General features: G+C 57.7%; 20 protein-coding genes. 14 read left to right on the forward strand and 6 right to left on the reverse strand.

All coding sequences use genetic code 11. The features are described 5' to 3' along the window. Positions 1–75: 75 nt before the first annotated feature. The 4 genes from IM317_RS17695 to IM317_RS17710 all read left to right on the forward strand — a co-directional run bounded on the left by IM317_RS17695 (position 76) and on the right by IM317_RS17710 (position 3480). Positions 76–603 (forward strand): GNAT family N-acetyltransferase, encoded by a 528-nt coding sequence (locus IM317_RS17695; protein WP_033145585.1) that lies wholly within the window; start codon positions 76–78, stop codon positions 601–603. Between the two features lie 86 nt (positions 604–689). Continuing rightward, a complete protein-coding gene (locus IM317_RS17700) occupies positions 690–1439 on the forward strand; it encodes a 5'-nucleotidase, lipoprotein e(P4) family (protein ID WP_198922072.1) in 750 nt (249 codons plus the stop codon). A 141-nt stretch (positions 1440–1580) separates the two neighbouring features. Further along, the gene (locus IM317_RS17705; protein ID WP_033145587.1) at positions 1581–2567 is read left to right on the forward strand and encodes an MBL fold metallo-hydrolase; all 987 of its coding nucleotides are present in this window, start codon (positions 1581–1583) and stop codon (positions 2565–2567) included. A gap of 1 nt (position 2568) precedes the next feature. Next, positions 2569–3480, forward strand: a complete 912-nt coding sequence (locus tag IM317_RS17710; RefSeq protein WP_033145588.1) for a LysR family transcriptional regulator — start codon at positions 2569–2571, stop codon at positions 3478–3480. Here the strand turns inward: IM317_RS17710 and IM317_RS17715 are convergent. After that, a complete protein-coding gene (locus tag IM317_RS17715; protein ID WP_033145589.1) occupies positions 3471–4355 on the reverse strand; it encodes a LysR substrate-binding domain-containing protein in 885 nt (294 codons plus the stop codon). The two genes, IM317_RS17710 and IM317_RS17715, sit on opposite strands and share 10 nt — an antisense overlap. Positions 4356–4468: 113 nt before the next feature. On the opposite strand from IM317_RS17715, the gene IM317_RS17720 reads away from it, so the two are divergent. After that, entirely contained in the window at positions 4469–5956 is a 1488-nt protein-coding gene (locus tag IM317_RS17720; RefSeq protein WP_033145590.1) for a UbiD family decarboxylase, read from the forward strand. 27 nt (positions 5957–5983) lie between these two features. Here IM317_RS17720 and IM317_RS17725 read toward each other — a convergent pair whose 3' ends face one another. Genes IM317_RS17725 through opgC form a run of 5 tightly spaced genes read right to left on the reverse strand, consistent with a single transcriptional unit; the run spans position 5984 to position 10090 of the window. After that, complete coding sequence (locus IM317_RS17725; RefSeq protein WP_033145591.1) at positions 5984–6409, reverse strand: ATP-binding protein; 426 nt, start codon at positions 6407–6409, stop codon at positions 5984–5986. Next, a complete protein-coding gene (locus IM317_RS17730) occupies positions 6410–6748 on the reverse strand; it encodes an STAS domain-containing protein (protein ID WP_033145592.1) in 339 nt (112 codons plus the stop codon). Then, positions 6738–7952 (reverse strand): PP2C family protein-serine/threonine phosphatase, encoded by a 1215-nt coding sequence (locus IM317_RS17735; RefSeq protein WP_033145593.1) that lies wholly within the window; start codon positions 7950–7952, stop codon positions 6738–6740. Before IM317_RS17735 ends, IM317_RS17730 begins: the two co-directional genes overlap by 11 nt. Positions 7953–7961: 9 nt before the next feature. Next, complete coding sequence (locus IM317_RS17740; RefSeq protein ID WP_080277787.1) at positions 7962–8861, reverse strand: hypothetical protein; 900 nt, start codon at positions 8859–8861, stop codon at positions 7962–7964. A gap of 11 nt (positions 8862–8872) precedes the next feature. Continuing rightward, positions 8873–10090, reverse strand: coding sequence for an OpgC domain-containing protein (gene opgC, locus IM317_RS17745; protein WP_033145595.1), 1218 nt, complete (start codon positions 10088–10090; stop codon positions 8873–8875). A gap of 281 nt (positions 10091–10371) precedes the next feature. Between opgC and IM317_RS17750 the strand changes: the two genes are divergently transcribed. The 9 genes from IM317_RS17750 to IM317_RS17790 all read left to right on the forward strand — a co-directional run bounded on the left by IM317_RS17750 (position 10372) and on the right by IM317_RS17790 (position 23392). Further along, a complete protein-coding gene (locus IM317_RS17750) occupies positions 10372–12189 on the forward strand; it encodes a glycosyltransferase (RefSeq protein ID WP_033145596.1) in 1818 nt (605 codons plus the stop codon). Beyond that, positions 12186–13517, forward strand: a complete 1332-nt coding sequence (locus IM317_RS17755; protein WP_033145597.1) for a DUF3131 domain-containing protein — start codon at positions 12186–12188, stop codon at positions 13515–13517. The genes IM317_RS17750 and IM317_RS17755 overlap by 4 nt, the downstream gene beginning before the upstream one ends. Next, positions 13514–15061 (forward strand): DUF3131 domain-containing protein, encoded by a 1548-nt coding sequence (locus tag IM317_RS17760; protein ID WP_033145598.1) that lies wholly within the window; start codon positions 13514–13516, stop codon positions 15059–15061. Before IM317_RS17755 ends, IM317_RS17760 begins: the two co-directional genes overlap by 4 nt. Next, entirely contained in the window at positions 15046–16440 is a 1395-nt protein-coding gene (locus IM317_RS17765; RefSeq protein WP_033145599.1) for a DUF3131 domain-containing protein, read from the forward strand. Before IM317_RS17760 ends, IM317_RS17765 begins: the two co-directional genes overlap by 16 nt. After that, positions 16437–16862, forward strand: a complete 426-nt coding sequence (locus IM317_RS17770; RefSeq protein ID WP_033145600.1) for a globin — start codon at positions 16437–16439, stop codon at positions 16860–16862. The genes IM317_RS17765 and IM317_RS17770 overlap by 4 nt, the downstream gene beginning before the upstream one ends. Positions 16863–16873: 11 nt before the next feature. After that, positions 16874–19543 (forward strand): response regulator, encoded by a 2670-nt coding sequence (locus IM317_RS17775; RefSeq protein ID WP_033145601.1) that lies wholly within the window; start codon positions 16874–16876, stop codon positions 19541–19543. Further along, on the forward strand, positions 19540–21711 hold the full coding sequence (locus IM317_RS17780) for a glycoside hydrolase family 2 TIM barrel-domain containing protein (protein WP_033145602.1): 2172 nt from the start codon (positions 19540–19542) through the stop codon (positions 21709–21711). The genes IM317_RS17775 and IM317_RS17780 overlap by 4 nt, the downstream gene beginning before the upstream one ends. A gap of 93 nt (positions 21712–21804) precedes the next feature. After that, positions 21805–22092 (forward strand): VF530 family DNA-binding protein, encoded by a 288-nt coding sequence (locus IM317_RS17785; protein ID WP_033145603.1) that lies wholly within the window; start codon positions 21805–21807, stop codon positions 22090–22092. Positions 22093–22099: 7 nt separating this feature from the next. Further along, positions 22100–23392: a glycoside hydrolase family 10 protein gene (locus IM317_RS17790; RefSeq protein WP_033145604.1), complete on the forward strand. Its 1293-nt coding sequence runs from the start codon at positions 22100–22102 to the stop codon at positions 23390–23392. The last annotated feature ends 11 nt before the right edge of the window (positions 23393–23403 follow it).

A 23403-nucleotide genomic window follows, 5' to 3' on the forward strand; every position in this document is an offset into this window, starting at 1 on the left:
ATTAAAAGTGTGTTAGGCCAGCGAATTTAACCGCTTCGTCTATTCTTTATGAAATAACTCACTACCGGGAAGACTATGCAGATTCGAAAAGGACTCAATACCGACCTCGCTCGCCTTGAATGCTGTGACTTTTCTTTCACCATTAGCCACATTGCGCGAGAGCCCTTTATCCACTGCGATTTGCATATCGAAGCCGTCGCCGTGCCCTGGATTAAAACCTACGAGCTCGATATCCAAACCCTTGAAAACCACTGCGTTAATCCGGACGCCATATTTCTTATTGCCGAAACGGATGACGGTGAAATTGCGGGATTTATTACCGCGTCAATCGGCTGGAATAAGTTTATCTCGGTGGATTACATTGCCGTGGAGCGCACGAAACGCAGAACCGGCGCCGCGCAAAAATTAATGGCCGCCGCGCACGTCTGGGCCCGCAGCGTAAACGCGCCGGGATTACGGCTTGAAACACAAAATGTGAACGTCTCGGCCTGTCTGTTTTACCGCAACTACGGGTTTACCCTGGGCGGATACGATCGTTATCTCTACAACGCCTTACCGGAAAAAGACGAAGTCGCCCTGTTCTGGTATTACATGCTGGTCTAGCGGTGCGGCCTTCATATTTCTGTCATTGAATTTCATTACGCTTTCGGGATTTTAACCAGGGTGTTGAGGAAAAAAGTGTGAATTCAATGGCTAAGGTATTACTGCTGGCATTACCTGTTTTGAGTGCAACGGCCGCGGCGACGGCCGCCGGGGGCGAGCTGTGTGAACCCAAAGCGTACGAAATGGCGCTGCGCTATCAGCAGAAATCGGCAGAGATCGTGGCTCTTCAGCTGCAGACGTATCGGTTTGCCACCGAGCGTTTCAACGAGAAGTTAAAAGAGCTGAAAACGCCTGAAAATTACGCCGTGGTAATGGACCTGGATGAAACGGTGCTGGATAACACCCCTCTGCTGGTGCGCGACACCGAGCAGTGTCACGACTATACAAAATGGGACACCTGGAGCGACTGGGAAAAACAGGGAAAACCCGGCTTAATTCCGGGCGCGAAGGCGTTTCTTGACCATGTGAATCAAAGCAAGGTCCGTATCTATTATGTTTCGGACCGTATGCAGGAAAATAAAGCCGATACGCTCAGGACGTTAAAAGCCCTGGGACTTCCGCAGGTGTCCGATGAAAGCGTGCTTCTGGACACGGTCAGCAAGGAAGAGCGTCGCCAGAGCATCCTCAAAAAGCAGCAGATCGTAATGCTGTTTGGCGACAGCCTGCCGGATTTCGCCGTGCAGTTTAAAAATAAAAAGCCGAGCGAGCAGCAGCGTGAGCTGGTTGAAGCCAGCGCGGAACACTTCGGAAACGACTGGATTGTGCTGCCTAATGCCGCTTATGGCTCCTGGTCCAAAGCCACGCCGGACAGCTGGAACGCGCCGCTGAAAAAATAACGTGTTACGAGCCGGGAAAGGCAGCATCGCCACCCGGCTTCTGCGCTGTGCTATCCACTGCGTTTATAGGTCCTATCATTTCTGGGCAGGTTCTTATAATTTTACGAAGAAGTAAGATGAGCGCTTTCAAAGGAGACTCGTATGCTTACCGTGAAAAAACTTGCTCTTTCTACGCTGATTTCCAGTTCATTGCTTTTCTACCCTGCGCTGCAGGCGTCGGCAGAGACGCCCCAGCACGTCGTTAAACAACCGGCGGGCGGATACAGCGTTCAGGTCGGCGACGTTCTGGTCACCTCGTTTACGGACGGGACCGTCGCGCAGGATCTGCACAAGCTGCTGCGCCGGACAACGCCGCAAAAAATCGATGCGCTGCTCGCGAAAAATTTCCAGACCAACCCGCCTGAGGTATCCATCAACGCGTTCCTGATTGCGATGCCCGGACATAAAATTCTGGTGGATACGGGCTCAGGCCAGCTCTTTGGCCCCGGCAACGGCGGACGTCTGATTGAGAGCCTCGCCACCCAGGGGATTAAACCCGAGGACATTACTGAAGTCCTGCTGACCCACGCCCACTCCGATCACGCGGGCGGCCTGGTGAAAGACGGCAAGGTGGTGTTCAGCAACGCGCGCGTTTTCATTGGCAAACCGGACGTCGACTTTTTCTTTAACGACGAGAATCAGAAAAAAACCGGCTACGGCAAGAACTACTTTGACGTCGCGCAGAAGACCTTAAAACCCTATCTTGACGCCGGTAAAGTGGTGCCGTTTAGCGGCACATCTGAGATTCTCCCGGGGCTGACCGGCACGGTTCATCCCGGCCATACGCCGGGTTCAGCCTTCTACACGCTGACGAGCAACGGCGAGAAGATCACCTTTGTCGGCGACATCATTCATGCCGCGGCGGTACAGTTCCCGCAGCCTGACGTGACCATTACCTACGATGAAGATCAGAACAAAGCCGCAAGCGTGCGCGAACACGCGTTTGCAGACTTTGTGAAAAATAAAGACCTGGTTGCCGCGCCACATCTGCCGTTCCCGGGTATCGGGTACGTCACCAAAGGCGAAAACGGCGGCTATGCCTGGGTTCCTGTGAACTATACCAACCGGGACGCCGGCAGCGCGAAATAAAATGACGCCCGTCTCTGACATGGACATCGACCTGATCCTGACCCTGGACGCCCTGCTTCAGGACAGGAATATCACCCATGCGGCCGCGCGGCTGGGCATCAGCCAGCCCGCGCTTTCCGCCCGTCTCGCGCGTCTGCGAACGCTGTTTGGCGAACCGCTGTTTATTCCCTCCCCACATGGACGTGGGGTGCTACCCACGCCGCGAGCGGAAGCGCTTAAGCCGCAGGTAGAGAGCGTGCTGCGCGGCATCAGCGCGATGTTTTCTCCCACCACGTTTGATGCCCAGACCAGCACCCGAACCTTTGTTATCGCGCTGCACGAAAACCCGGCGCTGATGCTGGGCACAGGGCTGCTTAACCAGGTGGGTACCGAAGCTCCAGGTATTCGCCTGCGCTTCGCCCTGCCACAGATGTCCGAACTGCCGCAGCAGCTGGAAAACGGTGATGTGGATATCTACATCGGCGTGAGCGCGGGTGCCCATGACGGCTGGGTGAGGCGCAAACTGCTCGACGATGCGTTTGCCACCGCCCAGCGCAAAGGCCATCCGCGCGGGACCGGAGCGTTAGACCTGGAAAGCTACTGCGCGCTTTCTCATCTGGTGGTGTCATCGGCGGGAGATCCGTTTACCGGCTTTGTCGATCAAACCCTGGCCGGGCTGGGCTACCAGCGGCACGTCGCGATGTCCACGCAGAGCTACGCCATGGCGCCTGCGCTTGTTGCCGGTACCGACCTGGTGTGCACCCTGCCGGAACGGATGCTGAAACAGTTTGCCGGCACGCTGGATCTCTTTGCGCCGCCGCTCCCGCTCCAGCCGATTACCATCTACATGTACTGGCACCCGAAAAACAGCCAGGATCCGGCAAATGCCTGGCTGCGCGAGCAGCTGCTGCAGGCCGCCGGGCGTCAGGTATGATCGAGGGTAATCAGGAATTTTTTAAGCACTTCTGAGCGAATAATCCGGTGGCAAACCAGCGTCAGTTCGCTTTCACGGAGCCGGTCGAGGATGTCCACGTACACCACGTTCTCAACGCTCACCGCCTTTGCCGAGGCGGGCAGCAGCGCCAGCCCAAACCCCGCCGAGACCAAGCTTATCACGGTGGGCACGTCGGTCGCGTTTTGCACCACGTCCGGCTGAAAGCCCGCCCCGCTGCAGGCGTCATAAAAGTACTGTTCCAGCCCCATTCCCTCCGGGTCGCGCAGGGAGATCCATTTTTCGTCCTTCACTGACGAAAGCGTCAGCGCGGAAGATCCCGCCAGCGGGTGCTGACGATACAGCGCCAGGACCGTTTTCTCTGACGTGAACGGGCGGCTTTGCAGATCGTCAGGCAGCGACGGCAGCGGCGCCCGGATAATAGCCACATCGAGCTGGTTGCTCTGCACGGCCGCGTAGAGCGTCTGCACGTTTCCCGTCACCAGCGACATGGTAATGGCCGGCCAGCGCGTATGCATCTGGCGCAGCGCGGCGGGCAGCCTGCCGTCGAACATCGCGCTCGACACGCACCCCAGGTTTAATACCCCCTGCTCGCCCCGTGCCGTTTGCCTGGCGTCCAGAACCGCCTGCTCGGTCAGGGAGATGGCGAGCCTGGCTTTCACCAGAAACGCTTCACCTGCGGGCGTCAGGGTTAAGCGGCGGTTCGCCCGGCTAAAGAGCGTGACGCCTAAACGTTCTTCCAGCGCCTTTATCTGCTGGCTCAGGGCCGGTTGCGCCATGTTCAGACGCTCAGCGGCCCGGTGCATGTGGAGCTCTTCGGCCACCACGATGAAATGGCGCATCTGACGAAACTGCACGGAACGCTTCCTTTTTTGATATGAGTTTACTTATCAATTTAGCAGTAATGATGCAATTGATGCTATTGGTCATTGCCATAAAAATGGAGGTATTCAAAACGAGGGAGGAAATTATGGAAAACCCGATCAACGATCTCCGCAGCGCCATCGCCCTGCTTCAGCGCCACGAAGGGCAGTATCTTGAAACCGATCATCCGGTCGATCCCAACGCGGAGCTGGCGGGAGTCTACCGCCATATCGGCGCGGGCGGCACGGTAAAACGTCCAACCCGTACGGGCCCGGCCATGATGTTCAACAGCGTGAAGGGCTATCCGGGCTCCCGCATCCTGGTGGGCATGCACGCCAGCCGCGAGCGCGCAGCGCTCCTTCTGGGCTGCGAGCCCTCTGAACTCGCAAAACACGTCGGCCAGGCGGTGAAAAAGCCGGTTGCGCCGGTTGTGGTTCCGGCCTCGCAGGCGCCCTGCCAGGAACAGGTTTTCTACGCAGACGACCCTGACTTCGACCTGCGCAAGCTGCTTCCGGCCCCCACAAACACGCCGATTGATGCGGGCCCGTTCTTCTGTCTGGGGCTGGTGCTGGCAAGCGATCCGGAAGACAGCTCGCTGACGGATGTCACCATCCACCGCCTCTGCGTTCAGGAGCGCGACGAGCTTTCCATGTTCCTTGCCGCCGGTCGGCATATCGAAGTCTTCCGCAAAAAGGCGGAAGAGGCCGGAAAACCGCTGCCGGTGACGATCAATATGGGGCTCGATCCTGCCATCTATATCGGCGCGTGCTTTGAGGCGCCCACCACGCCGTTTGGCTACAACGAGCTGGGCGTCGCCGGGGCGCTGCGCCAGCAGCCGGTCGAACTGGTGCAGGGCGTGGCGGTAAAAGAGAAAGCGATCGCACGGGCGGAAATCATCATCGAGGGCGAAGTGCTGCCGGGCGTGCGCGTAAGAGAAGATCAGCATACCAACACCGGCCACGCGATGCCGGAGTTCCCGGGCTACTGCGGCGAGGCCAACCCGTCCCTTCCCGTGATCAAAGTGAAAGCCGTGACCATGCGAAACCACGCGATCCTGCAAACGCTGGTGGGACCGGGAGAAGAGCATACCACCCTGGCCGGTTTACCGACGGAAGCCAGCATTCGCAATGCCGTTGAAGAGGCGATTCCGGGCTTCCTGCAAAACGTCTATGCGCATACTGCGGGTGGCGGTAAATTCCTCGGGATCCTGCAGGTGAAAAAACGCCAGCCGTCAGACGAAGGACGTCAGGGACAGGCGGCGCTCATTGCCTTAGCCACCTATTCGGAGCTGAAGAACATCATTCTTGTCGACGAAGACGTGGATATTTTCGACAGCGACGACATCCTGTGGGCGATGACCACCCGCATGCAGGGCGATGTCAGCATCACCAATATTCCGGGGATCCGCGGCCACCAGCTGGATCCGTCCCAGTCGCCGGATTACAGCACCTCAATTCGCGCAAACGGCATCTCCTGCAAGACCATCTTCGACTGCACGGTGCCGTGGGCGCTGAAGGACCGCTTCGAGCGCGCGCCGTTTATGGAGGTGGATCCGCGTCCGTGGGCGCCGGAGCTGTTCACTGATAAGAAATAGGGAAATTTCGGGCGTATGGCCCGCAGGTCATACGCTTATTTTCTTTTCAAGCGCGGCAATATTTTTATCTGCCTTTCGCTCCACGGAGAAACGATCGACGCTCAGCAAAATGAGCATCAGCCCCCTGCCGCTCTCCAGTAACGGCGAGATTTCGCAGAAGCGGTCTCGTCGGGCGGCCTCAAGCCGCTCCAGCGGGAATGCATCGCCCGCGTCGGTAAAGACAACGCGGACATTATGGTCCCGAATGACGAACTCTACGCTAAATGTACGTGAAGCATCCTCATGCAGCGCGTGCCGGATGATATTTGTCGCCACTTCACAGACGGCAAGATCGAGCGCGAAACGCCACTCATCGTCAACGGCAAGCGCGCTCAGACGGTCTCCCAGCCAGCCAGCAAGCGGCGTCAGGGAGCCGAGCTCCGCCGGAAATTCCGTATGCTCCGGCGTCTGCATCTACTGCCCCAGCTGCGCAAGCGCGCTGTTTTTATCCGGATAGATGCGGAATATGCGATCCATTCGGGTCAGGGTGAACATATTCATGATCCCGGGGTTCAGGGAGCACAGCGCCATGTCGCCTTTCCCGTTCATCAGCTTAAACAACGACACCAGCATCCCCAGCCCGCTGCTGTCGATAAAGTCCACTTTGCTAAAATCGACAATTAAGGCTTTGCGATCGCTGCCAATTTCTTCCGTGACGGTGGCCTTAAACGCCGCGGCAATGGACGCATCCAGCCGCCGGACCGCTGGCGTAAGAATGTTGGCATTCGGTAATCGTTCAGTGTTAATAATCATTCTGTTCTCCCTGACGCTCAATCACTAACAGTGAAACGTCATCGGTTAAGGCGGTCGGTTCATCACGATTTGCATTGCGCCAGCCGGTCAGGTGTTGTCCGAAACGCAGCAGGAGCTCGTCTACCGGCAGATGGGCATGTTCATGAAGCCAGCGTTCCAGACGTTGCGGGCCAAACTGCTCGCTCTCGCTGTTCTCACATTCCGTGATGCCGTCACTGAATAAGCATAAGCGATCCCCTGAATTGAGGGTAAAAGCGACGTCCTCCCAGCTGAGGTCGGGGATAAGCCCGACCGGCGGTCCACCCTCGCCAACGGAAGTGACGGCACTCTCTGCGTTCACAATCACGGGAGTAGGATGCCCCGCCTGACACAACGACCCCTGACCACTGACGGGGTCGATCACGCCGTAGATGATGGTGAAATAGCTGGTGATGTCGTTTTCTTCACTGCAAAAGCGGCTGTTCAGTATTCTGACGACCTCGGCAGGCGACTGAATTCCGCCCTCTGCGGTAAACAAAAAACGATCCACCACCCGGCCGTGCAGGAACTGACGCGCCACGGCGAGGGACATCATTGCTGCCCCCACGCCGTGACCGGAGACGTCAACGCAGTAGAACCCCAGATGAGAGTCCAGAGGAAAAATATTGAAGACATCGCCCGATACCCAGGCAGACGGTAAGAAAAGCCAGTCGGAAAAGTAGTTCCCGAAGCGCAGGCGGTGTGAAGGCAGAACCGAGTGCTGAACGCGCGCCGCCAGCTCAAGATCCTGTTCAATCTGGCGTAACGCTTCACTCAGGCGCTTATTATGCGCCGCGAGGGTCGCTTCCAGCGTCAAAATACGTACCCCGGCATGGAGCCGCGCCCGTAACTCAGCCTGTTCGACGGGCTTGCTTAAAAAATCATCCGCCCCGGCATCAAAACCCTGCGTTAAATCTCCTGCATTCTCGCGGGCCGTGAGCAGAATGATATACACATAGTGGCCAAACTGACGGCTGCGGATCGTCTGACAGAGCGTAAGCCCGTCCATTTCCGGCATCTCCCAGTCGCTTATCACCATGCTGATCGGCTGGCTGGACAATATTTCCAGCGCGGCGACGCCATTTTCCGCCTCGCTCACGATATACCCCCACTGGGTGAGCATTCGGGAGAGTAACCGACGATAAATCAGCGAATCTTCAACGATTAACACGTGCAGCGCTGACATATATCCCTCCTATAGCGGTAAGAACCAAATGAGGCTCACGGTCCCTTCCCTGAATTTTGCGTTACCGTTGCCGTGCCCCGGATAGCGCGTCCCCGCATAGTTCGCGTACTGGATGGAGAACGAACCTGGCGTATAGCCCGCATAGCCAAAGCTGTAGCTGTAATCGCCGTTCCAGGGCTGCTGCTGGCTGCTGTCCGGGAACCAGAACGCCGTTGCGCGAACGAAGAAATGTTGTTTGAAGGTATAGCCGCAGCCGCCGAGCATGACGTTTTTATTTTTGCGGATGTCATCGCTGCTGAGGTCGTAGTAGCGCGGAACCCAGCTGTACCCGACCTGGCAAATGATAGAGTCCCCTTTATTAATCAGGAGCGCGTTTTCAACCGGTTTCGGTAGCGAAAACTTATAGGCCAGCGTAAAGGCGCCCTGTTCGAAATAGGTGTGTCTCCGGCTACCCGACGTCCAGAAGTGGTTATCGCCATAGTTGCCGTAGACCAGGCTGAACGTGTTGGCGTGCCAGTCGTCATAGCCAAAGCTGTAGCGAAAATCCGCGGTGTAGCGGTTGGTATCCCTGACCGGCAGCCGGGAGGTAATGTTGGCAAACCAGAAGCTGTAGGGGGAATACTGCAGACTAAGATTCAACGTCTGGTTAATTTTTTTCGCCTGCGCGGCGCTGTCCGAGCTGTTGGGCACGCTCACCATCTGCTCTTTCAGCCCAGAACTAAAGCTCAGAGCGCCTGAAAATTTCTTGTCATTGCCTGAGAACAGGCGCCCCCACCGGCTGGTAAAAACGCCTGCCTGAACGGGCTCGCCGTTTTTATCGCGCAACGTCTCTTTCTCATTGCTTTGCGCCGCATCCGCCGCGGGTATTGCGGCGAGTAAGATGCCCGCCAGGAGCCATTTTTCGCGCATAACCGCCATCCTTAGTTAGGTATCCAGCGTGCAGCGACGTTGTATTTTGCCATGAGCCACAAAATGCCCAGTGCCGCAGCATGCACTAACGTATTTTCTATCCAGGCATGACGCCACAAATCGAAGGTGATGAACTGACTCACCAGCAGCACCACGTACACATGCAAAATGAAGGTATAAAGCGAGTGCTGGCCTAACGGAATAAGAAACCATCCCAGCAGGCGGTCGAGCGGCGTCCAGCAGTATGTCAGCACCAGATAGACGGTAACCATCAGGGCGATATCGTTTAATACCCGCACCGGGCCCAGCCCATTTTTCGCCGCCCATGTGTGATAAAAGGTGTTGAAGCCGTCAGGCGGAATCACGTGCATCAGCAGCGCGGGGGGCATAAACGGGTTGGTATGGTTCTGTGCTATGAACCCCAGAATGAGCGCCACTATCACCAGCGCAACCACCACCACTTTACCTGCAGGCGTGCGTGCGAAAGAGATCAGTTCGGCTTTATACCACCCGCTGGCCATGCCCAGCACAAAGATGAACTGCCAGGCCAGCAGCGGAAAGGCAAATTCGAATTCCGACGGCGTCAGCCGGAGCGGCCACCGCTGCCAAAGGCCGTACACCAGCAGAGACGCCCCCAGCAGCCACCAGACGTTACCCTTCTGTAGCATCCCCAAAAATAGCGGGCTGAGTAGCAGCAAAAAGATATACAGCCCCAGAATTTGCGTCTGATGGGGGCCAATCTGTAAATAGAGGATAATGTTGAACCAGGTCTCTTTTATTTGTGGCGTGACCGGATAAAGCGACCAGCTTTCACCCGAAAATCGGTCGGTAAAATGAGTGACCTCGAAAAGATTAATATGCGGGATATAGGCCAGGAGAATAAACGACACTATGATAATGATATTTACACGATATATTTTCCACGCCCTGAGATAAAGCCCCCACGAAACCGTGAGTAATACGACTTTTTGCAAACGAGCGCGATTCAACATCCCCAACATAAATCCCGAAAGAATGACAAAGCCTTCTGCGCCGGTTGTTAACCCAAAACGCTCCCAGAAGAATATATTAAATACCGACATCACTTCCGTATGCGCCACGACCATCATGACGAGGGCAATCCCGCGCATAAAGTCAATTCTCAGGTCCCGGGCACCTGCAATGGCATACCGCCATGATCTTGATTTTACTATATCCGCTTGCGCGATCGGCGGCGCAATATGGCTCATAGGGTATCCTTTACCTGGAAACGAAAATTAACGTCTAAATAAAGTAGATAGCCTAAAGGAATAGTAACCGCAATTTATCGTGAACAGATGAGGCGAATTAAGCAGAATTAAACCTTAATTAACCCCCACTAAATAATAGTAATGAACGTGGCTGGACACTTTTATTCGGCGTTCTACACTTACCTTAAATCTTGTTTATTCGCTATTTTCTTTGACCTTCTGGCAACTGCCTTTGCAGCAGAATGGGTCTGCATATTCACGGAATCAGGAACGCCGGAACTATGGATTTTTATTTTTCCCGTTTTGAACATCGTCGACCTCCGGAACCGTTGAAAACGCCGCGCTGGGTAATGATGACCTGGCAGGTGTTAGCGGTCGCGGCGCTTATTCTGGGCGCAAATTATATTTACTGGCGCTGGACCGCCTCCCTGAACACGGACGCGTTATGGTACGCCATACCGCTGGTCCTCGCCGAAACCCTGGCCTGGATCGGTACCGTGCTGTTTACCATCAACTTATGGAAAGAACAGGATCCTCCCCAGAGTCCGCCCCCGAGCGAGATTAACGACTGCCTGTCACCGGAGGAGGCCGTAGAGCCCCGTCCCGTTAAGGTGGATCTGTTCATTGCCACCTACTCCGAAGACACCGAGCTGGTGAGGCTGTCCATTCGTGACGCCATGAAGATGGATTACCCGTACCCGATTGACTACCGCATCCACGTCCTCGATGACGGTCGTCGCCCGGAGATGAAAGCCGTTTGCGATGAGGAAGGCGTCAATTACATCAGTCGCCAGACCAACATCGGATTTAAGGCCGGTAACCTGCGCAATGGTCTTGAGCAAACCGACGGCGATTTTCTTGTTATCTGCGACGCCGATACCCGTGTATTTCCCACCCTTCTCAGCCATACGCTGGGCTATTTCCGCAACCCTGACGTGGCCTGGGTGCAGACGCCGCAGTGGTTCTTCGATCTCCCGGAAGGAGAAAGTTTGTCGCGCTGGGGTCAGCGGAAAGCCGGAAAAATGGGCTATGGCCTGGGCTGGCTGATCCAAAAGTGTGTCGGCCCGGTCACGGTTGGCCGCGACCCGTTTTTTAACGATCCGCGCATGTTCTATGACGTCATCCTGCGGCGGCGCAACTGGGCCAACGCCGCATTCTGCTGCGGCGCGGCGTCCATCCACCGTCGCGAGGCGGTTATGCAGGCCGCGCTGAGAAGCTACGTCTGGTCCGTCGAAGAGGAGATCCATCGCCATACCCGCGACATACGCGATGACGAAACGCGGAGCGCGCTACAGGAGGCGATGCGCCCCCACGTGGCATTTGACACTGAGTTAACGCCCTACAAATTTCACGTCTCCGAAGATATTTACACCTCGGTGCTGCTGCACGGTGACGCCGCACGACGCTGGCGTTCGGTCATGCACCCGCGCGTTGAGTCGAAGATGCTCTCTCCGCAGGATATGCTGACCTGGATGATCCAGCGCTTTAAATATGCCGCAGGTTCGCTGGATATTTTGTTCCATGACAATATCTTCAGCCGTCGTCGCTTCAGGCTTTCACTCCCCCAGACGCTGATGTATGCCACAACCTTCTGGTCTTATATGGCCTGCGTGTGGAACACGGTATTTTTGATTTCACCCATTATTTATCTGTTCACCGGCATTCCGCCGGTATCGGCCTGGTCGACGCCGTTCTATCTCCATTTTCTCCCCTTTTTTATTTTCTCCGAGCTGGCCTTTATGTTCGGGACATGGGGGATTTCGGCCTGGGACGGCAGGGCCTCCTACCTCTCTTTCTTTTCCATGAATCTGCGCGCGCTCAATACGGTGCTGCGGGGCGAGCAGATCAAATTTCACGTCACGCCAAAAGAGCGGCAGACGGGCCGTTTTCTCTATCTGGTGAAGCCGCAGATTGCCATCGTAGTGCTGACCCTCGCAGGGCTTATCTGGGGAGGAATTCAGGTTGCACGCGGCCAGGTCGACGACCCTTCCGGCTACGTCATCAATATTTTCTGGGGAGGGGTGAACATCGCCGCCATGCTGCCGCTGATATTCGCAGCCATGTGGACGCCCGCCGAAGAGGATGAGGTCACCCAATGAGAATACGTGATGCCCTGCTTTCCGCGCGCAGTTATCTCACTATTCTGCTGGGGTTCCTGCTCGGCTTTGCCATTGTGGTATGGGTTGAGAAACAAATGCCGTCGCGCGTGGAGAGCAGCGGCGGCATCGCGCTCAGTAAAGATTTCCCTCCGCTGCCCGCAAAACGTGAGCTGACCTATGACGAGGCCATCTGGGCGCGGGTAGCCTGGCAATACTACGTGAATAATACCCAGCCAAACGGCCTGGCGAACGCCAGCGACGGTGAGCCCTGGCTGAGCCTCTGGAGCGTGGGAAGCTACCTGTTTGCGGCCGCTGCCGCAGAGCAGCTCAATATCATTTCCACCGATGAGTTTGACGAGAGGGTCAGCGCGGCCCTGTTTACGCTGGGGCAGTTGCCGCTTAATGAGAAAGGCCTCCCTGCCGCGTATTACCATGCGGACACCCTCAAAATTCTGGGAAAACCTGACGCATCCGCAATAGGCCTGAGCCGCCTGCTGACGGCGCTTCAGACTCTCCTTTGGCGCTATCCTCAGCACGCGGCGGCCATCCGCGATCTGTTTAGCGTCTGGAGCATCGGCAAGCTGATTGAAAGCAACACTCAAAGCCAGGCGGCCGTGCCGCTCCATCACTGGACTCTGACCAATGACGAACAGCGGGACAGCTTTGGCTATCGGCTCTATGCCAGCCATACGCTGCGCTTAATTGACAGTGCGGCGGGCCTCGCGGTCACCAATCCGCCTGAGGGGCAAAAAATGATCGACCTGGATGGGATCATGGTTCCTGATGAAGGGCTGCGCACGCCCTGGGGCAAGCAGACCTCCCTGATCAGTCTGCCCTATCTGCTAACCGGACTCGAACTGGGTTTTGACGCGCAGAGCGCTGAAATTGCGTGGCGGATTATGCAGATCCAGCAGCGGCGCCACGGCCTGCGCTCACCAAAACCTCCTATCAGCACGGATTATGCCGAACCGGCACCGGATTACGTTACCGATCTGCCAAACAGGCAGCCGGTACAGGCGCGCGCCCTGCGTGACGAAGTGCCGGAGAAAGTCGCGATCGCCTCCACCCGCACCGCGTTTGCCTGGTATGCCCTGTTCCGCAACAGCTGGAGCGAGGCGCTGCGCCAGCAGGTTCTGCCGCTTCTGGTGCCGGGTAAAGGCTGGCAGCGCGGTTTCAATCTTAATAACAGCGTTAATAGCGTCGTGGACGCCGACACCAACGCCATCGTACTGGAAAGTCTGTCGTATATCGCGCACGGCCAGATGCTCTGTCTGGCCTGCCTTCACACGGCCCCCCATTCATCCACTCCCGCAGGAGCAACGCCATGAAGCCACGATCCCCGATCCTTTTCTACCTGCTCACGGGAATAACGATCTGCTGGCTGGCGCTCTCGACCGCGCGCGCGGAAACTGGGCTGCCTGCATCTGGTTACTCCCCTCGCAGCGGCGAGCTGACGGCCCGAGAGATGACCATTGCGAAAAACGCCTGGCAGTATTTCGTCTCAAACTATCAGCCCACGACGGGGCTGGTGAATGCGGTCAACAAATATCCTTCCACCACCATGTGGGACAGCGCCTCCTATCTGGCCGCACTGACGGCGGCGCGCGAGCTGGGGATCATTGATAAAGCAGAATTCGATCGCCGGATGCTGAAATTTCTCGCCACGCTAAACACCCTGGTGCTGTTCCGCAACGAGCTGCCCAACAAAGCCTATAACACCATCAGCGGCCAGAAGGTGGACTACACCAACAAGCCCGGCGAAATTGGCTTCTCGGCTCTGGACATCGGGCGAATGCTGGTCTGGCTGAAAATCATCAAAGAACGTTACCCGGAATACGGCAACAGCGTTGATAACGTGGTGCTCGGCTGGGATTTCAGCCATGCGATCGACCCCTGCGGCACGCTGTACGGAGCCTATCTGGAGAACGGCCAGCCGAAGTATGTTCAGGAAGGCCGGCTGGGCTATGAAGAGTACGGCGCGGCGGGCTACCAGCTGTGGGGGTTCAATACCTGTAAAGCCAGCCGTCCGCAGCCGTACGAGCTGGCCGAAATCTACTGCGTGCTGGTTCCGTATGATTCACGCGACCCGCGCAACACGTCTCAGCATAACTATGTGGTGACGGAATCCTACCTGCTCTACGGTCTGGAGTTCGGCTTTGATAAACCGACCGATCGGGATAACGCTCCGCGCGACTACTCCCTGACGTGGATGAAAAACTTTGCCGATCGCGTTTATCAGGCTCAGGAGAACCGCTACACCATCACCGGCGTCCTCACCGCGCGCTCTGAGCACCAGCTCGATAAAGCGCCATACTTCGTCTATGACACCGTCTTCAGCGACGGGTACAACTGGAACACCATTACCGACAAAGGACAATTCGTCCCTAACGCTGCCGCAATTTCACTGAAGGCGGCGCTGGGAATGTGGGTCCTGTGGAACTCGCCTTATACCGATCGCCTGCTGAACACCATTGAGAATGCCAACGAAGAGGGAAAAGGCTACTACGAAGGGCTGTATGAAAACGGCGACGGGCCGATCAAAGAGTTCACCGCGAACAATAACGGCATCATGCTGGAGGCCCTGTTGTTCAAAAAAGAGGGGAAACTGCTGGCCTTCAACACCGACAACCCGAAGAGCAAGGATTTTGCGCCGTCGTTGTGGGATCAAAAGCTGCTCGATCAGTTTGAAGAGAACAACGCCCTGCGCAGCCGTCCGTTCCTTGCCAGCACGCCGGCCGTAAAAAGCTGGTGCGACCGGACCGGCGTCACGCAGCGCACCAAACCCGCCTGTCAGGCCTGTCAGTGCGCGTCTTGCAGCGCGGACGAGCCGGTTAAACTGCCTCCGGTGACTGCGCAATGCTTAAAACCTTAGCCAGAGGGCTCGCGGGATTACTCCTCGCAGGTGTGGTCATCTTTACTCTGTTTGGCCATCAGGGGGCTGGCTGGCGCTGGCTAATCAATGGCGGCTGGCACTCCAGCGCGCGTATCGCTGCCCTGACGCCGGAAGAACAGAAATGGGCGGCGATCGCCTGGCGCTATTTCGTCAACAATACCCAGCCGCAAACCGGACTGGTCAACGGAAGCGACAAACAGCCCCGCGTCACGCTCTGGCAAATGGGCGATACGCTTATCGCCCTGCTGGCGGCAAAAGAGCTGGGGCTGATTGATGAGGCCGAGTATGACGCCCGCCTGACGCGGCTGATGGGCACTCTCAACCGCCTGATGCTGACCGAGACCCGGACGCCAGGACGGCTCTATTCCAGCCAGACGGCAGCGACGATCGACTTTAGCGGCAAGCCCGCTAAAAATGGCTGGTCCGCGCGCGACATGGCTCGTCTGATGCTCGCCCTGCGCCTCACCGCTGAGCGGGAGCCGCAGTACAGCGAGTATCTGGATAAAATCATTCTGCGCTGGAACTTCTGCCCGGTCATCGATGGTGAAGGCGAACTGTGGTCCTCTTCCCTGCAAAACGGCCAGCCGGTGGTCCGTGAGGAGCTGCGCCTGGGCGAAAGCGAATATGCCGCGACGGCGTTTCATCTGTGGGGATTTTCCCCGGATAAAGCGTTTACGCCCCCGGCGCACCACGTCATCATCGCCCAGCGGCGCCTTGCTGTGGATGCCCGCGATCCGCGTACCACGTGGCAGCCCTCCCTGATAACTACCCTTCCCTATATGCTGCCTGGCCTGGAGTTTGGCTGGGAGCCAGAGGGCGTTGCGGCCGATCGGCAAAAGCGCCTGCGCAAGCAGGCGGAAAACGTCTGGCTCAGCCAGAAAACGCGCTGGGAGACCGATAAGATCCTGACGGCAAGGGCAGATTTTGCGCTCCCTCAGGCGCCCTGGCATATACAGGATACCGTCTGGGGAAATGGCTATGCCTGGAACTCTGTTGGCGACGATGGCCGGGATTACACCCGCTTCGCGCAGGTGTCGACAAAAGCGGTCTTTGCGCTGTGGGCATTGTGGGACACCCCTTATACCGACGTATTGATGTCGGTCACCGAGCACCTTAACGATCCGCAGAAAGGCTGGTACGAAGGCCGCCTTGAAGCCACGGGCGATACCAACGCCTCCCTGACCCTTTCTACCAATGCCACGGTTCTGGAAGCCCTTTTCTTTAAGCACAACGCCGGGCCGCTGTTTGACGCCCGCCGGTCTAAGAAAGAGAGCTACTTTACGCGCCGTGTGGCAGAGGAATATACGCCAGTCGGGCACTGTCTGCCGGGCGAAAACGCCGCAAGGAGGACGCCGTGAAGTTTTACCGCGATCTGTTTGAATCCAGTCTGAACCGCGTTTTTCCGAATAATGACAAAACAGCGTTTTTTCAGACGTTCTATGACGCCTTCGTCCATATGTCACCCGAGACGCAGCAGCATTTTTCTCGCCTGCCGGATCGAGAGGGTCAGCAAACCCTGTTTAAAAGTTTCTTCGCCATGCTTGCGGTGGACGGCGCCCTGATCGTCCCTGATTTTCTCGAGCGTCTGGCGCGGGAGCAAAGCGACGACGGCCTGCACCTCCCCCCACGATTTTTCGCGCTCTGGCGAGAAGCGATGTTGAGCGCGGTCAGCGAGCGCGACCCGCAGTGCGACGATGAGATCCTGACGGCCTGGGCGATGGCGATAGCGCCCGGGCTGGAATACCTGCGCCGACAGGCCGAACTGCACTACCGCGCGTAGGGAGGATCACGATGAGCGCATTTACATACGATCTTAACGCGCTGCCAGCTGCCGTCATGATTTATGACCGCGATGAACGCCTGCAGGCCTGGAATCACAACGTGGCCCTTTTTTATCCGGTCATCACCCCGTGGCTGAAGGCGGGCACAACGCTTGAAGCGCTGGCGGAACGCTTTATCGACGCCGTTTATAACGTCGACCCCGGCCTTCGTCAGACGCTGCGCGAGTCGGTTATTCGCAACTGTCGGCAGGATAAACACTGTGAGGTTCGGCAGGCGGGCCAGCGGCGGATCTTCGTCCAGCATCAGCGCCTGGCGGACGGCGGTATTGTCAGCCTGCACAGCGATATTACAGAGCTGGATGAAGCGCAGCGCGCGCGTCACCAGCTGCACGACGATTTTCTGCTGACGGCGGAATCCATTCATATTGGGATCTGGGACTGGCAGGTTTCTGGCGACGCGTTACAGGTTAACGACACCCTGCTTGCCATGCTGGGCCAGTCGCGCACCCAGTGGCGATATCCGGTGCGTTTTCTGCTCAATCAGGTCCACGAGAACGATCGCGCTGCGCTGCGCAAGGCGCTGCACGCTTCGAAGCAGGATCATCGTCCGGTCTTTGAATGTGAAATTCGCGTGCATCACCCTACCGAAGGACTGCGCTGGATGCTGCTCTCCGGCCAGGTGGTCACGCTCTCTATTGAGGGAAACGCCGAGCGCGTGATTGGCACGCTGCAGGATATTACGCGGCGCAAGGAGGCTGAAATACAGGCGTTCACCTCGGCCATTGAGGCACAAAAAGCCAATGAGGCTAAAAGTGCATTTCTGGCGAACATGAGTCATGAAATCCGCACCCCGATGAACGGCATTATTGGCATGACCCAGCTGTGCCTTGACACAACTCTCAACGCCGATCAGCGCGATTACCTGACGCTGGTGATGAGTTCGGCCCAGTCTCTGCTGCATATCATCAACGATATTCTCGACTTTTCCCGTATTGAAGCTGGCAAAGTGGAGCTGGAGGCGGAACCTGTCCCTGTCCGCCCCTTTATCCAGTCGCTTATTCGCCCGCATATGCCGGGCGCGAGCGAAAAAGGCATTGAGCTTCTGGTTGATATTGCCCCAGACGTCCCCGACGTGCTGATGGTCGACGGCGCGCGGCTGCGCCAGATCCTGACCAATCTGCTGGGCAACGCGCTGAAATTTACGCACCAGGGGGAAGTCATCCTGGTTGTTGAGCCCGGCGATAGCGAGGACTACTGGCGTTTTCGGGTGCGCGACAGCGGTATTGGCATCCCGGCTGAAAAGCAGAAGGCCATCTTTGAAGCCTTCAGCCAGGCGGATAACTCAACCACCCGCCGCTACGGCGGCACGGGGCTCGGACTAACCATCTCGGCGCGGCTGGTTGCGGCCATGGGAGGCGAGTTAACGGTCACCAGCGAGCCGGGGAAAGGCAGCGAATTTTCTTTCGTCCTGCCGCTTGCAACGCAGTTTCTTGCCCCGGAGGAACGCCCGCGTAGCCAGCGCTTTAGCGGTGAACCCGTGCTGGTGGTGGATGATAACGAAACTAACCTCCGGCTGCTGGCCGCCATGCTGAGCCAGATGGGGCTGAAACCCACCTGCGTTAACAACGCCAGTGAGGCCATCAACCGGGTTAAAACCGGAACGGCATGGCCGCTGATCCTGCTGGACGCGCAGATGCCGGATATGGACGGCGTGTCGCTGGCCCTTGAGCTTTCGGTGCTGCCGCAGATTTCTGAAAGCCATATCATCATGCTGAGCTCCATGAGCCGACATTTTGATATCAATATGCTGAAGCGGATCGGCATCAAAACCTATCTGCATAAGCCTATTGCTCAGGACGAGCTGCATCAGGCGATTGCCTCGGCGTTTGAACGTGCGCCGAAGACCGTGGGGGAAACCGCCCCCGCCCCCGTCGCCGCCCCGGGCGCTACGGGGCTGCGGATCCTGCTGGCTGAAGATAATCTGGTCAATCAGAAGGTCGCCGCGCGCCTGCTGGAACGTCTCGGCCATACCTGTCAGATCGTCGATAACGGCGTCACGCTGCTTGAGCGCTGGCGCGCGGGCGTGTGGGACGTTCTGCTTATCGATCTCCAGATGCCAGAGATGGACGGTGAAACCGCCATTCGCCTGCTTCGCGAGGAGGAACGCTCCCGGCCCGGACCGGCTCAGCCTGCCGTCGCCATGACCGCACACGCTATGCAGGGGGATAAAGAGCGCTGTCTTAACATGGGCTTCGACGGCTATATTGCCAAGCCCATCAGCCAGGAGCGTCTCGCTGAGGAGATTGCTCGCGTGCTTGAGCGTCATGATGATTCCTCCCTTTTTCCTGATGAAGCGCGCCTGCTGAAACAGTGCGCTGACGACCCTGTCCTGGTACAGGAGCTGCTGGCCCTGTTTGGCGAAGGGCTGGAGGAGGCCATAAGAGCGATCGCCCGGGCTATCGACAACGATGACCGCGAAGCGCTGCGCCGCGCGGCCCACAAGCTGCGCGGAGAAGCCGTCACGCTGGATTTCGGGCTACTCGCCCGTCAGCTGCAGACGCTGGAGAACGAGGCGCACACGCAGGACAGGCAACAGCTTGCGGCGCTAAACCGGCGACTTCAAATGGAATCGCAGCGCCTGATGGCGTGGCTCAACGCGCGAGGGATAAACGAACCATGACCCGTAGCTGCGCGCTGCTCTTTGCGCTGTTTATTCCACCGCTGGCGGCGAACCCGACACCGGTCAGCTGGTCACTTGCTGGCACCTGGCGGGTTCAGGACGCCAACGACGGCACGCCTCCTCCCGCGTCAGGCTGGCGCGGGCTGAAAGTTCCTGCCAACTGGTACAGCGCGGGGTACGATCATCAGGGCGCGCTGTGGTATAAGCACGCATTTACGCTCCCCCTTCAACCGCCCGACGTGATGAGCACCCTGGTGTTTGACGGCGTCGATTATCTTGCCGATGTGACGCTAAACGGCCAGCCGCTGGGCAAGCACGAGGGCTATTTTCAGCGCTTTTCGCTGGACGCCAGCGCTGCGTTACAACGTCACAACCAGTTGGTGGTTCGGGTGGATAGCCCTTACGAAGATCCGCATAAGGTCTGGCCGCTGCATAAAACGGTCATGAAGGGGATTCTTAATCAGCATGACACGCGTCCCGGCGGCGCCTGGTCGCCGGAAGGACAGGACGCCAACTCTGGCGGCATCTGGGCGCCGGTCAGGCTGCATCTGAGCCGGGGCGCCACCCTGGATGAAATCATCCTTCGGCCTGACTGGTCCCAGGGGCTGAAAAGCCCTGAACTGAAGGCTGAGATTCGCTATCGCGCGCTCGGTCAGCGCCCGGCAACCGTGCGGCTCACCGCCACGCCCGCCAATTTCAGCGGCAAACGCTTCCAGGCAGACTTTCCGGTTACCCTGGAAAGCGGCGCCCATTCCGCGCGTGTTACGCTGCCCATGCCTGCGGCAAAACTGTGGTGGCCGGTCGGCACCGGGAAACCCCATCTGTACGCGGTTCGCGTCTCATTACGGGATGAAAAAGGGTTAATGGATACGGCAGTCACCCGAACCGGGCTGCGCAAGATCGTAGAGCAGCCAGACAACAAAGGCTGGCTCATTAACGACAGGCGCCTTTTTGTTAAGGGCAGCAATTACATTGGCTCTCCCTGGCTCGGAACCATGACGCGAGAAAAATATCGTCGCGATCTTCGTCTGGCAGAAGCCATGAACGCCAACGCCATTCGCGTGCACGGACACGTTGCCGGGCGCGCGCTGTATGACGTTGCCGATGAGATGGGCATGATGATCTGGCAGGATGTTCCGCTGCAGTGGGGCTACGACAGCAGCGACGCCTTTACCAAAAATGCGGTTCGACAGACGCGGGAGATGATCGAACAGTTTGGCAACTCACCCGCCATCATCGTCTGGGGCGGCCATAACGAACCGCCCTGGAATTCGCCGTGGATGGAAAAACGCTTCCCGGACTGGAACAAAAACCTCAACCGCGAGCTCACGCAGCGGGTGGCGGACACGCTTGCCGAAGATACCTCCCGCATCGTGCACCGCTTCTCCGCCGTTGAGGAGCACTACTGGGCGGGCTGGTACTTCGGTACCGTGCGCGACCTGCTGGCGCCAGCCAAAACGGGGATCATCACCGAGTTTGGCGCGCAGGCGCTGCCCCGCTGGTCCACGCTAAAAACCATCATTCCGGCTGCGCATCGCTGGCCCAAAACGACCGCCGCCGACGATCCCGGCTGGAGCGTCTGGAAATACCATAACTTCCAGCCCTTTCAGACGTTTAAATTTGCCGGTATACCGCGCGGAAACAACATTCAGGAAATGATCCGCAATACCCAGGCGTATCAGTCCCGGCTCGTCGCCACGGCGGCCGAGAGCTATCGCCGACAGCGCTACCAGCCGGTGACGGCCCTGTTTCATTTTATGTTTGTCGAGACCTGGCCCTCCATCAACTGGGGCGTGGTGGACTACCTGCGTCAGCCTAAAGCCGGTTTTTACGCGTTAAAACGCGCATACCAGCCTGTTCTGCCTTCAATTGAACCGGTCACCCCGCAGTGGAAATCCGGCACGGCGGCGACCGTGCGTCTCTGGGCCATCAACGACACCTGGAAACCGTGCAGCGAGTGTCGTCTTTCGTGGCGCATCACCCAGCGCGCTAAGGTGCTGGCAAAGGGGACGATGACGATGACGATCCCCGCTGATTCGGGAACGATGGTCAAAACGCTGACGGTCACGCCCGTGGGTCAGGATGAGGTGTCGATCGGGTTTACGATTGAAAACAAGGCGGGAAAAAGGGTTGGTGAAAATCAGCGCACGGAGTCCGTCATAAAATGAGCGAGGGAAAAGGAAAATTGCCGCTTCCCCTGCTTTCTTGTACCCTTTCACCGGAAACCCTGCCCCCACAAACATTGAGACATCCGGACACCTATGACTGCACATATTTCCAAAGATCCCTTGCATGGCGTAACGCTGGAGATGATGGTCAATGCCCTGGTGGCAAAATACGGCTGGAGCGAACTGGGCGACCGAATCAAAATTAACTGTTTCAGAAAAGATCCCAGCGTTAAATCGAGCCTGAAATTTCTGCGCCGCACCCCGTGGGCGCGCGCGGAAGTGGAAGCCCTGTATCTGGACTCCCTCAACGATGAGGTAAGCACAGAACAGGCGGCGCCCGCCTTTAATCCCTGGGCCAACAGTCGGATTATCAAGAGCTAATACGCAAATGACGCGACACGTAAAACGGATTGGTGCGCTGGCTGCCTGCGCGCTTTTACTTGTGAGCTGCTCCTCCAAACCGCCGAAATCACTGGTTACCCCTCTTCCCACCGCGAGCAAACCGACGCAGCAGGCAAACGAGCCGATGCGCGGGATCTGGCTGGCAACCGTCTCTCGTCTCGACTGGCCGCCGGTAGCCTCGGTGAACGGCCGCAGCGCGGACCAGCGCATCGCGATGCAAAAGCAGGCGCTGACAAGCAAGCTCGACAACCTTAAGCGCCTCGGCATTAACACTGTGTTTTTCCAGGTGAAGCCGGACAGCACGGCCCTCTGGTCATCAAAAATTTTGCCGTGGTCGGATATGCTGACGGGCAACATCGGCGAGTATCCGGGATACGATCCGCTGCAGTTTATGCTGGATGAAGCGCACAAGCGCGGCATGAAAGTGCATGCCTGGTTCAACCCGTACCGCGTGTCGACCAACACCAAACCGTCCACCATCGCCGCCCTGAACCGGACCGCCTATCAGACCCCGTCCAGCGTCTATGTCCAGCACCCTGAGTGGGTGCGCATCTCGGGCGATCGTTTTGTGCTCGACCCCGGCATTCCGGAAGTGCGCGACTGGATAACCAAAGTGGTGACCGAAGTGGTGGCGAACTACGCGGTAGACGGCGTGCAGTTCGATGATTACTTTTACGCCGAATCGCCGGGGTCCGCGCTCAATGATTCGCAGACCTGGCGGCAGTACGGCCAGGGATTTGCCTCAAAGGCCGACTGGCGTAGACACAACACGCAGCAGCTGATCGTCCAGGTTTCCCGCGCGATTAAACAGACCAGGCCCGACGTTGAGTTTGGCGTCAGCCCGGCGGGCGTGTGGCGTAACCGCTCCTTTGACCCGGCAGGCTCGGACACCCGTGGCGCTGCGGCCTACGATGAGTCCTACGCCGATACGCGGCAGTGGGTTCAGCAGGGCCTGCTGGACTACATCGCTCCGCAGATTTACTGGCCCTTCTCCCGGGACGCCGCGCGCTACGACGTGCTGACCAAATGGTGGGCCGACGTCGTGAAGCCGACCCACACTCGCCTGTATATCGGCATTGCGTTCTACAAGGTGGGCGAGCCGTCGAGAAACGAGCCGGACTGGACGGTTCAGGGCGGCGTGCCGGAGCTGAAAAAGCAGCTCGATCTCAACGATTCGCTGCCCAACGTCAACGGCACCATCCTGTTCCGGGAAGATTACCTGAACCAGCCGCAGACCCAGCAGGCGGTGAACTACCTGAAAGGACGCTGGGGAAGCTAAATGCCATCAGG

The sequence above is a fragment of the Enterobacter cloacae complex sp. S3 genome (assembly GCF_014930495.1).
Lineage (GTDB): Bacteria > Pseudomonadota > Gammaproteobacteria > Enterobacterales > Enterobacteriaceae > Enterobacter > Enterobacter asburiae_B.

Excerpts from the sequence above, each read along its gene's own strand:
- IM317_RS17720 (WP_033145590.1), top strand. The coding sequence starts at position 4,469 with ATGGAAAACCCGATCAACGATCTCCGCAGCGCCATCGCCCTGCTTCAG.
- IM317_RS17730 (WP_033145592.1), bottom strand. The coding sequence starts at position 6,748 with ATGATTATTAACACTGAACGATTACCGAATGCCAACATTCTTACGCCA.
- IM317_RS17740 (WP_080277787.1), bottom strand. The coding sequence starts at position 8,861 with ATGCGCGAAAAATGGCTCCTGGCGGGCATCTTACTCGCCGCAATACCC.
- IM317_RS17775 (WP_033145601.1), top strand. The coding sequence starts at position 16,874 with ATGAGCGCATTTACATACGATCTTAACGCGCTGCCAGCTGCCGTCATG.
- IM317_RS17710 (WP_033145588.1), top strand. The coding sequence starts at position 2,569 with ATGACGCCCGTCTCTGACATGGACATCGACCTGATCCTGACCCTGGAC.
- IM317_RS17725 (WP_033145591.1), bottom strand. The coding sequence starts at position 6,409 with ATGCAGACGCCGGAGCATACGGAATTTCCGGCGGAGCTCGGCTCCCTG.
- IM317_RS17695 (WP_033145585.1), top strand. The coding sequence starts at position 76 with ATGCAGATTCGAAAAGGACTCAATACCGACCTCGCTCGCCTTGAATGC.
- IM317_RS17790 (WP_033145604.1), top strand. The coding sequence starts at position 22,100 with ATGACGCGACACGTAAAACGGATTGGTGCGCTGGCTGCCTGCGCGCTT.
- IM317_RS17755 (WP_033145597.1), top strand. The coding sequence starts at position 12,186 with ATGAGAATACGTGATGCCCTGCTTTCCGCGCGCAGTTATCTCACTATT.
- IM317_RS17780 (WP_033145602.1), top strand. The coding sequence starts at position 19,540 with ATGACCCGTAGCTGCGCGCTGCTCTTTGCGCTGTTTATTCCACCGCTG.
- IM317_RS17760 (WP_033145598.1), top strand. The coding sequence starts at position 13,514 with ATGAAGCCACGATCCCCGATCCTTTTCTACCTGCTCACGGGAATAACG.
- IM317_RS17705 (WP_033145587.1), top strand. The coding sequence starts at position 1,581 with ATGCTTACCGTGAAAAAACTTGCTCTTTCTACGCTGATTTCCAGTTCA.
- IM317_RS17765 (WP_033145599.1), top strand. The coding sequence starts at position 15,046 with ATGCTTAAAACCTTAGCCAGAGGGCTCGCGGGATTACTCCTCGCAGGT.
- IM317_RS17750 (WP_033145596.1), top strand. The coding sequence starts at position 10,372 with ATGGATTTTTATTTTTCCCGTTTTGAACATCGTCGACCTCCGGAACCG.
- IM317_RS17735 (WP_033145593.1), bottom strand. The coding sequence starts at position 7,952 with ATGTCAGCGCTGCACGTGTTAATCGTTGAAGATTCGCTGATTTATCGT.
- opgC (WP_033145595.1), bottom strand. The coding sequence starts at position 10,090 with ATGAGCCATATTGCGCCGCCGATCGCGCAAGCGGATATAGTAAAATCA.
- IM317_RS17700 (WP_198922072.1), top strand. The coding sequence starts at position 690 with ATGGCTAAGGTATTACTGCTGGCATTACCTGTTTTGAGTGCAACGGCC.
- IM317_RS17785 (WP_033145603.1), top strand. The coding sequence starts at position 21,805 with ATGACTGCACATATTTCCAAAGATCCCTTGCATGGCGTAACGCTGGAG.